The 13,469-nt window shown below is 34.4% G+C and carries 11 protein-coding genes (1 of these 11 running past the window's edge); 4 read left to right on the top strand and 7 right to left on the bottom strand.

The window, feature by feature from the left end; all coding sequences use genetic code 11:
• Positions 1-290 carry the 5' end (the start) of a hypothetical protein gene (locus MKY71_RS02005; protein WP_340731430.1) on the bottom strand. It extends 802 nt beyond the left edge of the window, so only the first 290 of its 1,092 coding nucleotides appear in the window; its start codon is at positions 288-290; its stop codon lies beyond the left edge, outside the window.
• Positions 291-441: 151 nt separating this feature from the next.
• On the opposite strand from MKY71_RS02005, the gene MKY71_RS02000 reads away from it, so the two are divergent.
• From MKY71_RS02000 to MKY71_RS01985, 4 genes are all read left to right on the top strand, one after another.
• Positions 442-627, top strand: a complete 186-nt coding sequence (locus MKY71_RS02000; RefSeq protein WP_340731429.1) for a hypothetical protein — start codon at positions 442-444, stop codon at positions 625-627.
• 3 nt (positions 628-630) lie between these two features.
• Positions 631-1,611: a DNA cytosine methyltransferase gene (locus MKY71_RS01995; protein WP_340731428.1), complete on the top strand. Its 981-nt coding sequence runs from the start codon at positions 631-633 to the stop codon at positions 1,609-1,611.
• On the top strand, positions 1,604-3,097 hold the full coding sequence (locus MKY71_RS01990) for a DNA cytosine methyltransferase (RefSeq protein WP_340731427.1): 1,494 nt from the start codon (positions 1,604-1,606) through the stop codon (positions 3,095-3,097). Before MKY71_RS01995 ends, MKY71_RS01990 begins: the two co-directional genes overlap by 8 nt.
• Before the next feature lie 82 nt (positions 3,098-3,179).
• A protein-coding gene (locus tag MKY71_RS01985) for an IS3 family transposase (protein ID WP_340731426.1) occupies positions 3,180-4,534 on the top strand; the annotation gives its coding sequence in 2 pieces (ribosomal slippage) (positions 3,180-3,633 and positions 3,633-4,534; 1,356 coding nt in all).
• 70 nt (positions 4,535-4,604) lie between these two features.
• On the opposite strand, the gene dcm is transcribed toward MKY71_RS01985, so the two are convergent.
• The 6 genes from dcm to MKY71_RS01955 are packed head-to-tail and all read right to left on the bottom strand — an operon-like array spanning position 4,605 to position 13,393.
• Positions 4,605-5,894, bottom strand: coding sequence for a DNA (cytosine-5-)-methyltransferase (gene dcm / locus MKY71_RS01980; protein WP_340731425.1), 1,290 nt, complete (start codon positions 5,892-5,894; stop codon positions 4,605-4,607).
• Positions 5,895-5,938: 44 nt separating this feature from the next.
• The gene (locus tag MKY71_RS01975; RefSeq protein ID WP_340731424.1) at positions 5,939-6,943 is read right to left on the bottom strand and encodes a phospholipase D family protein; all 1,005 of its coding nucleotides are present in this window, start codon (positions 6,941-6,943) and stop codon (positions 5,939-5,941) included.
• Positions 6,944-6,954: 11 nt separating this feature from the next.
• Positions 6,955-7,641 (bottom strand): hypothetical protein, encoded by a 687-nt coding sequence (locus MKY71_RS01970; RefSeq protein ID WP_340731423.1) that lies wholly within the window; start codon positions 7,639-7,641, stop codon positions 6,955-6,957.
• A gap of 3 nt (positions 7,642-7,644) precedes the next feature.
• Entirely contained in the window at positions 7,645-8,592 is a 948-nt protein-coding gene (locus MKY71_RS01965) for a hypothetical protein (RefSeq protein WP_340731422.1), read from the bottom strand.
• A gap of 12 nt (positions 8,593-8,604) precedes the next feature.
• Positions 8,605-10,617: a hypothetical protein gene (locus MKY71_RS01960; RefSeq protein WP_340731421.1), complete on the bottom strand. Its 2,013-nt coding sequence runs from the start codon at positions 10,615-10,617 to the stop codon at positions 8,605-8,607.
• Positions 10,607-13,393: a Z1 domain-containing protein gene (locus MKY71_RS01955; RefSeq protein WP_340731420.1), complete on the bottom strand. Its 2,787-nt coding sequence runs from the start codon at positions 13,391-13,393 to the stop codon at positions 10,607-10,609. The genes MKY71_RS01960 and MKY71_RS01955 overlap by 11 nt, the downstream gene beginning before the upstream one ends.
• Positions 13,394-13,469 lie beyond the last annotated feature (76 nt).

Below are 13,469 nucleotides of genomic sequence, written 5' to 3'. Positions count from 1 at the left end.
AATAACTTCACAGAAATACGGTCATCTTCCAGCCCTCCAGCCGTTTTAAGTTCCTCTTCTGTGTAAAATATGAATCTTGAGGGGCCAGTAATGTGAATATGGGTAGTTTTTGCAGTAGTTTTCGAAGATTTGTTAGCATTAATAACTCCTGCATCTGTTAAACTCTGAATAAAACCATCTTCAAATAACTCTTTATTAAAAAAATAATTGATTTTTCCATTTGCGACCCCTAAGTTTTCTAAGTATTCCTTGCCAATATTAAGCGCCCCTTCTAAACTTACTTCAGCCAACTTCATTCCCCCGTTCTTTTCACCTATTATAATATAGGTAAAATTTTACTTTCAATATTTGTTCCCTAATTTTATTTTTCAGCCTTAATTACTTTTCAATCAGGGTCTAAAATAGTATAATAAGAGAATCCTACAATAAGATGGTGATTTTATGTCTTCGAAGAAACGAGGGCGTCCTGCCGGTAAAGTTAAAACTTCTAAAATAGAAATTTCTATAGAGCCGGAAATCAAAGATCAATTTATGCAAATTGCTCATGAAAAAAATAATTATTGTTCCGTTTTAATCCGTGAATGGATTATTGAATATATCGCAACAAATAATTTTAAGAAGGAGTAAATTATGAAAACAGTTTCATTGTTCAGTGGTTGTGGCGGAATGGATTTAGGTTTTCAGCAGGCTGGATTTAATATCGTTTTTGCGAACGATTTTGATAAATACGCAGCTCAGTCTTATCGCCATAATTTTGGAGAACACATGGTAGAGGGAGATTTATCGCAAATTCATGAATTTGAAATACCGAAGCACCAAGTACTCATTGGCGGCTTTCCTTGCCAACCATTTTCCATGATGGGGCAAAAACAGGGTTTCCTGGATAATGTTCGGGGGACACTCTTTTTTGAAGTTGCCCGTATCATTGAACATCATCAACCAGAAGTAATTGTATTAGAAAACGTACGAAATTTAAGAACACATGATAACGGTAATACTTTAAAAGTAATTATAGAAACCTTAGAGAATTTAAACTACGAAGTACACACACAGGTATTGAACAGCCTTGATTATGGTGTTCCGCAAAAACGCAATCGTATTTTTATTGTGTGTTTCCGCAAAGATATTACGGTCCAGTTAAAGGAATCATTTCAATTTCCTGCCGGCACTCAGTTTAATACAGATAAAATAAATATCCGTTCTATATTAGAGCAGAATGTTGACCCGAAATACTATTTAAGCCATAAAATTTTACCTACCATTTTATCTCATGGTTCTGGTGGTTATTACTCAAAATCTGAAATTGATTTACCTATTGCACGTCCATTGACAGCTACAATGGCCAAAATGCACCGTGCAAATCAGGATAATTATGTAACTGACCCCAATCCCCTTGCAAAAGAGGCAGGTAAAACTGATATTCGTAGACTAACACCGCGAGAATGTGCTCGTTTACAAGGTTTTCCTGATGATTATGAAATTGTTGTTTCCGATTCACAGGCTTACAAACAATTCGGAAATGCAGTCACTGTAAATGTAGCACAAGCTATTGCCGAAAGTATTTTAACCGTTCTGCCGAATGCAATGAAAAGGGAGACTGCAAATGTTTAAAACCTATGAGAATCTTCAAACGAAAACAGATGAAAAGCAGCTTATCGCATATTTTGAAGATGCGGTAAAACACTTAAAAATTTTGCAGCTACAAAACGTTGGACAACAGCGCCCCCTTGGCACCATTTTCACTGAGCTCGGTTTTATTGAAAGTGTAGATTCTCTGGATGCGTTCCTAAAGCTAATTAATAAGAAAATTAAATTACCGATTGAGGAAATAAGTAATTTATTTTCATTCATTCAGCATAACAACGATACTTGTCTATTGCCGAAAATTTGTAAAACATGCCGTGCTTCCCTTTTAACAATTGAACAAGCTGCAAATAAACCGACAGTTATAGATTTATTTTGCGGCTCAGGCGGCATGTCTTTAGGCTTTACCCAATCCGGTTTTAAAGTAATTTTTGCAAATGATATCGAACCTAGCTGCGTTGAAACTTACAGCTATAATCACCCGGAAGTAAATCCGGGGAAAATTGTTTTAGGGGATATTCAAGACTTCGCTAGTACTGTTTCGGAATATATAATGGATGAACATGTGGATGTTGTTATTGGAGGTCCGCCTTGCCAAAGTTTTAGTAATGCGAATAGACAGCGTATTATCGATGATCCTCGTAACCGTTTATATAAAGAATTTGTTGCGGTCGTCGCTTCTGTACGGCCGACATTTTTTATTATGGAAAATGTTGTAGGAATGAAAGAAATCGCCGGCCAAGTATGCGAGGATTTCGAAAATATTGGATACAAAGTACATTACGAAGTATTAAATGCTGTGGAATTCGGTGTGCCTCAACAACGAAAACGCATTATTTTCATCGGTAATAAAACGGAAATTGATAATTCAGCAATTTTTAAGGAAATTCATAAAAATAACGAGGGTATCCCACCAACTGCATTAGAAGATGCTATAGCAGATTTACCGGTTTTAACATCACTCACTAAAAAAAATACGACTGAGTATGAATCTGATGAGCACGGTTACTTTGTGACAGCTTTTAAAAACTACAAAAATAACGCTTATTTGGAACGTATCAACCCTAAGAATATTCCGACTTTCTTATATAACCATAAAGCACGTTATAATAATGACCGTGATATCGAAATTTTCTCCAGGTTGCATCAAGGTGATAAATCCGATGATCCTAAAATTGCAGACATTATGCCTTACACTACTCGAAACGATATCTTTAAGGACAAATATTATAAATTGATTTATGCACAGCCTTGCAAGACAATAACCGCTCATATGAAGTTTGACTGTAATATGTATATCCATCCTACGCAAGCTCGGGGACTAACACCACGTGAAGCAGCACGAGTACAATCGTATCCTGATGATTATTTCTTTAAAGGATCTTATACAAAAACTTATATGCAAATAGGAAATTCTGTCCCGCCGTTGATGGCAAGAGGAATAGCTAGAGTAATAGCCAATTATTTGAAAGATGTTCAGCTTGATGATGAGCAGCTAAAATTCTCCCTTTAAAACAAAAGTGCCGCTCTAGGAGACGATATGAACTGCACCCCAATTGTTAGACACATCTAACAATTGGAGGTGCAGTTTTTCTATGGCAAAATTTACTGCAGGGGAAAAATCACAAGCGGCGTTACGTTACTTAAATGGAAAAGAAAGTTCTTATCAAATTGCCAAGTCAATGGGAACGAATCATCAAGCCGTTTTAAAATGGGTCAAACAATATGAATATCTCGGCGACAATGCGTTTCTCAAGAAGTGTACAAATTATTCACCACAGTTTAAACTAGACGTACTAAACTTCATGATTGAAAACGGTACATCCTTAAACGAAACAGCGGCTATCTTTGGGATAGCCGCACCCTCCACAATTCTTCAGTGGAGAAAACAGTTAGAAACACAAGGATTTGATGCCCTTCTGTCAAAGGAAAAGGGGCGTCCATCCATGAAAAAGGAAACGAAGAAACAACCAAAACAAACACCAGTAGAAAGTTCACCTAAAGCACTTCAAGCCGAAATCAATCGTCTGCGTATAGAAAACGAGTATTTAAAAAAGTTGAACGCCTTAGTTCAAGCCAAGGAAAAATCACCAAAGAAGACAAAGTAAATGTCATCTATGAATTAAGGCAGAAATACCCGGTGAAGGCGCTTGTGGCATTCGCAGGCATTCCACGCAGCACGTACTATGATTTAGTGAAGAAAATGAATCGACCTGATCCAGATGCCGAACTAAAAGATGACATTCAATCGATTTATGAAGAACACGAAGGGCGTTATGGGTATCGTCGTATACGTGATGAGCTAGCGAATCGTGGAAAAAAAGTGAACCATAAAAAGGTTCAGCGTATCATGAAAGAACTAGGTTTAAAGTGCTTAGTGCGTATGAAGAAATATAAATCTTATAAAGGTACAGTCGGTAAAATTGCGCCGAATATTTTAGATCGTAACTTTACGGCTGAATGCCCAAATCAAAAGTGGGTAACGGATATTACGGAGTTTAAATTATTTGGTGAAAAGCTCTATTTATCGCCTGTTTTAGACTTATTTAATGGCGAAATCATCAGCTATACAATCGGTTCAAGACCGACGTACTCTTTAGTTTCAGAGATGTTGGATCAAGCTTTAGAACGCTTGCCCGCAGAACATCAGCTATTAATGCATTCCGATCAAGGCTGGCATTATCAAATGAAACAATATCGCCATGCGCTCCAATCAAGGGGCATTGTGCAAAGTATGTCACGTAAAGGCAACTGTTACGACAACTCAGTGATGGAGAACTTCTTTGGGATACTAAAATCGGAATTTCTCTACTTAAAGGAATTTGAAAGTGTGGAACAATTTAAAAAGGAACTTGAAAAGTATATAAACTATTACAACACGAAACGCATGAAGGCAAAATTAAAAATGAGTCCGGTAGAATACCGAACTCATTTTACACAAGTTGCCTAAGCGAAATAACCGTGTCTAACTTTTAGGGGTCACTTCAATAAATTCTCTTTAGCGGCACTTTTGTATTTTTTTATATAGCGACCGTAACACGGTTTTTATCAACTTCAATAGAATCATCATTAAGAATAATTCGATTAATCTCATCAATTTGTTTAAATATACTTTCCAGTACTTGTACAACAATACTGTTTCCGGCAAGCCTTATTAACTTCGATTGACTTAACATCTTTTTTTCATTTCCCACTAGTGAATTATTCTCGATTAAACAATCAAATTGACTTTCTTCAAATCCCATCAATAAAAAGCATTCTCTGGGTGTAAGGTTTCTATACTTAGTATTAACTGTTGTTAATACTTCGTTCTTATATTCAATAATACCCGAATTAGGATGACGATCCTGCTTCGTTGTAACAGTACGAGCATGTTCAGCTTCATTAGCAGCATTACCGGCAGCTAAAATAACATTGTTTTCATATATTTTTTTTCGAGACTCCGTAAATACAGGCGTACTATCTATAGCCTCTAGTTTATATTTTTCAACGGAATAATCCAACCTCAAAAAATTCCCTATCGGCTGAACTCTACCTTTATCCAAAGAGATATTCTCAAGGTTATTCAGCATAAAATAATCACCAACCATATTTTTTTTGTGCGTACTTTGAGCCAAAACACTTACCAAATATGTTCTGACACGCGATTGCGGAATACCAAAATTTCGTGCATCCAATGTATAAACTTGATTAACATACCCTAAATTTTCGAGGAAACTCTGCCATTCATTGAAATTATTTATATGCTTACTTGAAAGAATATTACTTACGTTTTCCATCAGCAAAAATTTAGGCAATTCTTTTTCTTGCTCTACATATCCCTTTAATATACGTTCAATTTCCCACAGTAACGTGGAACGGTTATTTGCATCTCTATCAATACCTGAAGTATTGTTATGCCAATGTCCGCTTACCGACAAGTCCTGACATGGAAAAGAGTATGTTAATACGTCTGTGGAGGGTAATTCTTCTGCTTTAACATTTGTTATGTCAACTAGATTATTATTCCGGTTTATTGCACACAGTATAGATTTCAAGTGCCCCACACTTAATGAATTCAGACTTCTGTAACTCAATGGCTCTTTACCGTCACTAGACAAATTGTATTTAGCTAATATATTTACTAAAGACTCTTTCGTATGATGTCGATATTTCGATAAATCCTGTGGTCCGTTATGAATAATATCATAAGCATACATTGCTCCAATTTCCCATTCTACTGTCGCTACTACTTCATGTTCTATGCCAATATTTTTAAGAGCTTGGACCTGGCTTCCAATGCCACTAAATGTTTCAACTACCTTCAACATTGAACCCTTCAACCTCCCAAAATAAATTTCCGACTTACTAGTAGCTATATTTCATTAAAACTCATATAAAACTCGTTGAAATTTATTCTTTCAAAATACAAGCTAGTTGAATTTCTTCTTAAAAGACTCTCATAAGAAATGGGTTTGTTCTCTTCTAATTTTAGTCTGTTAAGAATATATCTATATAAATCGGCATTTAATAATTCCAATTGCCTACTAAACTTTCCTGTTAATTTAGCACGAAAAATCAATTTATCATCTGTATATATATAAAATTCTTCACCATCGGGAAAAACGTTTTTAAACAATAACCTAGAAGTTTGCTCTAAAACAGGTTTTCTTTGCTCCGTCCAAGCATTTATTCCTGTACTTGCCCAATGATGATTCCTGTGACTAGGCAAAACAATCGGTAATTTAAACTTTTTATAATAATCCCAGTCTATATTTTTTCTTAGTAAGATTAAATTATTATAGTAAATACTTGGTTTATCATGAATAACTGTCGCCGCTATTACACTTGGCGTACTGTCCTCCAAGTTATTTATTTTATCATCTTCGGTATCGATTTGCAGCTCTAGAGGTTCTGAATAAAGGTTTATAAAATCCGCAATATTCTGTTCGGTACATAACATTGATCGATTAATTTGATCTTCAAATAAGAAATCTAATGTCTCTTCAATTTCCGTCATAAGCTCTTTTTGGTATATGAATCCATTTTCGGTAAAATTAGCTGAACCAACTAGCAACTTTTTTTCTATACCATTAGAATACTCCAAAATTTTCATATGATTAGGTATTCCACTGATCTGATAGAATACTTTTATTCCTTCATTTTGACGACAAATCAGAAGATACTCATTGTGATTATCAATTGAAACACCCTCAGCTGTCATCCCTAAGTACAGTTCAATATTTAAATGTGGATATTCATCCATTACCCTCTTTAAAAACTTAGCCGAACCATAGCCACTTATAATTCTTATTTGTAGAAATCTATTTGCGTAATTACCAAAAATATTTTGATACAAGTTTTCAGTATAAGTAGCCATACAATCCCTCTTTACTCTTTCGTGGTTTCAAATAACTCTTCAACATATTTTATGATTCCTCCATCTACCAGTTCTGGAGATGTAGTAATTAAACGAGCTGTGTTTAATTTTAAAGCACGTCTGAACCAGTTTCGTGAAGAATCTTCTAAACTTGCATACTGCAGCATAATTTCTCGGTAAAGTTCCTTATAATAGCCGATTCCTGGTCGCTCAACTAATTGCAGGATTGTGTCAGTTGAATTTCCTTTAAGAATTTCATACGTTTCTTCCGCATTCCCTCTCCATGATAAATCAATGTACCACCAAATTGTCTTCAGCCATATACGTCGTGATGTTTTATAGAAGTGATCTGCATTTAGCCCCCATCGCGCATGAACAATATCAGGGATTACACATATCGACAGATACCTCCAAACGTCGTCATTCGTAGCTACTCTATTAACGAAACCTATTTCTTCATTTAGAATTTCATATACTTTTAGTCCGTATAACAAGTCGAAATGATAATCCAGCTTATTTGAACCATCAAGGTTATACTTTTCAAATATTTCATCTCGTGCAAAAATGAATTTATTTCTAAGTTCCACATACTCATTTTTCACATTAATAGGTTCTATTTTCTCATCTAGTACATTTAATTTTGCAAAGTCTGCACTGGCTTTATTTAAATCATATCTAATATTTTCCCATATTATCATGAACTATTCTTCTCCCAACATATCCTTTTCTAAATTAGTTCTTAATGAATTCATAATTGAAAACAGTGATGTAGTATCCACTTCAAAGGTTGTGACCCAATAATTAACTACGGCTAAAATACTGCTGGTTGAACTTTCATCTACTTCTGTCAATGATTTTTCTTCAACTAATATTACTTGTTGAATAATCATTGCCATAGCTTGAATCATTATGTCCCCCATCATTGCTCTACTAACTTTTGTTTTACCTGCTTTTACTTGTTCAAATAGAGGGTGAGCAATATTTAAACTTAAATTGACATTGGAACTGTCAAATGTATCATCGCTTGCATCAGCCCAGTTTTTTTCCAAGATCCATAATGGCTTATTTTTATCGCTAAACTCATTAATCGGGAAAGCCGAACCAATTCCATCAATTATCAGCTCAATATTATATAAATCATTTTCACTTAATAACATACCTACTTTATCTGCTTGAAATGGCATTAAACTGCCAACTTTCTGCAAGTATAAAAAGAAACTTATCGAAAGGTTGCCCCGTAAAGTGTCCTTTGGGAATTTATGTTCGAAATTAACAACAATCGGCTTTTCCGATGGTATTATTGATCCAAAATTCATTTTCTTTTGGAAATTGGAAGTTTTTGAATGGATGTGAACAGCAATTCCGATTATACTGCCTTCCAAAGCAATTCCTTCTTTTCCAAATAGTAAGGATGGTTTTTCAAAAACAAACCGTTGTTTAACAATTAAATCATTTTCATTAGGCGACCATTCTGTGTCATATTCGTTAATTGTTAATACCCCTTCGAATTCCTCTCCCGTTTCAATTTCTTTTAATAGATCATTGATTTTATATTGAAAAGTTGGCTGTTCAATTTTCAAGCCAACTTTTCCGATTAATTCTTCATCGAGTTTTTTATATAAAGATACTTTATTATTGGAGTTTATCATTTTAGCACCTACCTATTGAATCGTTCTAATTGCTATATTAGGAAGATATTGATTCGATTTGATGTCTAAATTTAGAGTTCCCTCAATCTCAATACCTTCTTGCAAATTAGAATTAATGTCTACATATGTTGCTGAAACTTCTTCAAGTTTAAATTCCATATCGTTTTCTTCAATTTCAAATATAGATTTTTCAACTTGATCATTATTAATTTTATTAATCATGACATCTTTAATTACAAATGGAAATTTTACTGTATCCCCCATTGACTTATACCATGAAGCCTGATCAATTTTTTGATCTTGGGATAAGACTTGAAGCAAAATTCTATTATTTGATTCTTTTTTAATAAATGCTTTAAATGCTACCTCTACCTCAAATTCATTTTTAGGATTAGAGCGTACTACTGTAATATCAGATCCCCTATTTTTGGAATTAATAGCTATTGCTTTTCCTGGTGTCTTTGCATTAGCTGAAGTCTTTCCGAAGTTTTTAGGCGGCATTAATATTGCCCCAAATTTTCTCGATAAACTTGAAGTTACAGAAGAATTATTATAGTCATCTTCGCTTTGGTATGCACTTTTAATAATTTTATTAGTATAATTTCTAATTCTCGTAATTACACTAACCCCCGGCACATCTTCCCATACAGCATGGTCAGAATTTTCAACAGAACGTAAATAACTCTCTACTGTAGATAATTTCACATCTTTAAATCTACTTGCTAATTCCCCGTTGGAATTTGGTACAAAGAAAGCGATGAGCATGTGACCGTCCTTTAGAACTATATCTCCGTTTGACCAAGGTCCGTCTACACTATATTCAACAACCATACCCGGCTTGCGACTGTATGCTACTACTTTTGATGAATCGCTCTCCATTTTAGAAACATCCTTTATTCCTAAATATGCCAGACCAGAAGGCTTGTTTTCAGGAGCAGTCATTTTTAACTGTTCTCTGCTAACTTCCCTGAAAGCAACATAACCAATAGGTTCTTTCTGGTTTAACATAGCATTAGTTCCTAGTTTAATCTGTTCAACCTTAATTTCCGGAGATTGTGCCTTACCAAGTAATGCGGAAATATATAGTTCTTGATAATACTTAAAAATCGGTTCAAAATTTATATTGGGATGTATGGAGGTATTATTTACTTTACAGTCCAATATGGAATTCCCTAATTCGTCATGGTACTTCCCATTCCAGATTCTTGGAAAGTACCATCTTTGGACCGCCATCATTACATCTTCTTCCATAGAAACTTCCCAAGGAAATGCAAATGAATTTTTTTCAACCATCCCCACCTGTAAATCTTTTAAATATGGGATGATGATTGATGTTCCGGTTTCTTCATTCTTATAATTTTCTAAATTAAATAACGATAAAATTTTACCAATCTGCTCTTTATCCGTAATTGGTGAGATTTTTTCTTCATTAATTACATACTCACCCCACCAGGCAATTCCACGCTCATTTGAAGATAGGATACGATCCTCTTTTGTGGGATCTTCAATTAACGAGGCTATTAATCTTTCTTCATATTTATCGTTTATTTTTATACGTGTATAATAAATTACAATACCAACGCCCATACGGAAATAACTTGTTTTTCCTAGTCCCCAGCTTCCTCCCGCACCATCCTTATCCTGGTTTTTACCGATTCCAAATACTAGTTTATGAAAATTACTATTGTTCAAAATTCTGATGTCATCTGAACTATAATCTCCTGTTAAACCATATGTATTTTTGTCGCTAACCGCTATAAATCTTTGATTCCCTGGATATCTTTCGAGAAGTACATCTTCGATTTCTTCAAAGTTAGATGCTAATTTTTCCGATTCGAATTCCCCTGTGGAAAAATCAACAATTGTTTTTGGCGTGTTATCTATTGTTGCATCCAGACTATTTTGTATAGATTCTCGAACCATCAAATCAATATGTGAAAGGTTGTTATTCGGTAAGGATCTTAAAATGGCTTTACCGTCCTGAGACATACTCTGTACATCATTTGGTGCATGTTTAATTCTCACTGCTTTCTAACTCCTCTTCATAGAACTCGTCTTGTTCAAAATTATTGTTCGTATTAATTTTAGCTGAAATATAAGTAGCCAACTGTCCGCCTTTAGATAATCCCGGTATCATTACATTGATTCCTATTATATCTTCAGGGAAATTTAACGGACTTCTGGCAGGTTTGGACTCAAACTTCTCTACGTCCTCATTCGACAGTTGCCCTTTATCAATCTTGTAAATAACAATTTGAGGCACTTTTCCATACCCGTACTTTTCTCTTATTGCACGAATTTCAGAAGGCTTCGCCTTCCCTTTTTCTTCTACAGTCAATTCTTCTTCAATATCTGCTACCAAGTCTCCCGGAGATCTAAGTGCACCTATATTGGCTATTGATTCCGTACTGCGTTTAGTAAGTTTTGTACGAACCGATGACTTAGGACTATAACCATGTATATTCCACCCATTATCCAGTCCCTTTGTTTCTTCAATTCTACCCTTACTTGACAGTACAACGCTCCAATTTGATAAGTCCTCTGAATTTTTCTCTGCCCACTCCAATAATGCCGGTAAATTCGACATTTTTATATCTTTTTCACAAACCTCATAATTTATCAAGAAGTTTTTGATACTTTCAGTCGATATATCTTGCCAAATCATATGACTATTTTTAATTTCGGGCTCCCCTAAATCATTCAAAAATGCTTCTGTAATTTTCAAGTTACTCAACATCTTTTTCGAATCATTTTCAAAATAAACGGTTTGGGAATTAAATCCCGCAAAATCATACTCTTTTGGTTCTGCCGACTGCATTTTATTACTGGAAGTAATACGAATTAATTTATAATCACTTGAATTTTTAATTCGTGGAGCATAATCAGTAGGCGTCAACCCTGAATTTGCATATTCAGCAATTTCATCTTTTAACTCTTCATTCATTTGAGAAAGAAATTGAAATCTTTCCAATGCCAATTGTTCCATCCATACACGCGGGAAAATTTCATAACCTTTTCTATATCCAAACCAACGGGCCATTTGCATTAAAGTATCCGCTTGATTTGTTGTTCTTAGAAAATATGAAGTTGTTAATCCTTCTAAAGTTAGACCACGTGAAAGTGTATTACCTCCAATAACAATAAACGCAGGGGCAGTTCCTGACACCGATGTCGTTTTAGGATAGACTAAACGAACAATCTGATCGTCAGCTTTAGCACGGCTATTATCAATTACTAAGTGGAAACCTTTATGATAAACTGGTTGACCTTCCTCTCCAATAGGAATGTGGCTCACAAATTCACTTTCCGGTAAGCGTATTATTCTATCTAAATAGCGTTCTACTTCTTCCCATTTCGGATAATCCGGCACGTTTTCTTTAGAAGAATAATTCTTCATTCCATCCAAAAAATGTGAACGCTTGAAATCCAACGATTCATTTTCATACATTTCACGTAAATTCTCTTTAACTACTTCAAAATTATCTCGAATACTCAATAAGTAATGTTCTACCTTTTTGGCAATATTGGTATGATGGTTAATTTTAAAACTAGTATGAATCAACATCGAAATCGGTTTGTGATAATCCAATGCTCTCATAGCTGCAACAGATAACATAAACCAATGTATTGAATCAATTAAACTATTTGGTAAATCCCCCACAGTACTTAAATCCTGAACTTTTCTTACTAAATCGACATCACCATCCGGTATATCCCTAATCACATCAATTTGAGGCGTTGATTCAGGTTCCTCTGTCCCAAAAAATTGTTTTGGTCCAATATAATCTTCTGAAGTTTCTAAAAGTATTATAAAATCTTTTGGGTACAATGATTCTTCATCTGTTTCATTTAATATGTTGGCATAAGGTGTTGCTGTATAAGCGATATAGTTCATACCTTTTACAGAATCCGAGTTAACAAGTTTTGTAATATGTTTATTGATTTTTGTTCTATCTTCATCTTCAATTTTCTTCGTATTTACGCTTGCCTGGTCTGCTTCATCATCAATAACCAAAATTTTTAATTGTTTAGCTTTATTAGGATCTGACAATAACCATTTAATTAAGGCATTTAACCTACTGCTATTTTTTAGGCACACAGTAAAATATCTATCCTTGGCATTGGAGCCTAAATTAAATTTACTGATGTCATGTTCTGGTAGTTTCGAACGTAAAGAAGGCTTCTCCACTTGGTGCCAATGTAAATTACCGATACCTGATGAATTCATGTCATTGTAAAGTCGCGTAGCTGTTTGCTGACGTAAATTTTCTACTACACCTGACAACACTATAAAATAATTAAACCCATTATCAGCTGCCATCGCCATCAATCCAGCCATATTAGCCGTTTTACCGGATTGAACATTACCTATTACCAATCCTTTTATAGCTCCATCTTCCGTTGTATCCATTGAAAGGTTTTTCAAAATTTCAAATGAAGTTTTTTCGATACTTTTAATCGTATCATCTGACCAACCTTGTTTAATTAATTTCGATTTATATAATTGCCAAGCTGTATATTTATCATTAGGAATCGTTGCATCATTAAATGTATTTCTTCCTAATTTAACTATATTATGTTTCTTGTCTCGATTTTGCATATATTCAACAAACTTGTCCCATACCTCTTCAGTCAGTTCATCTGATGACAATGCAACCAGTGATGAAAATAGCTTTAAACTCATTTGCTTTTCCATCCCCATAAAATCAAGGCTTTTAACTTTTTCCCAACTATTTTGATTAATATATTGTGTTTCAATAAAATTTCTTAATTGCGAATATCTGTTATCTAAAAAATTCATATTTCCCCCTCCTAAATCCCTGTAATCTAATGGTAACTCTATTTGAAAAGATATGGAATAGAATTGAACAAATCTT

Origin of the sequence: Solibacillus sp. FSL W7-1324 (assembly GCF_038008025.1) — a bacterium.
Taxonomy (GTDB): Bacteria; Bacillota; Bacilli; order Bacillales_A; family Planococcaceae; genus Solibacillus.
This window is presented reverse-complemented; position numbering and strand designations above follow the sequence as displayed.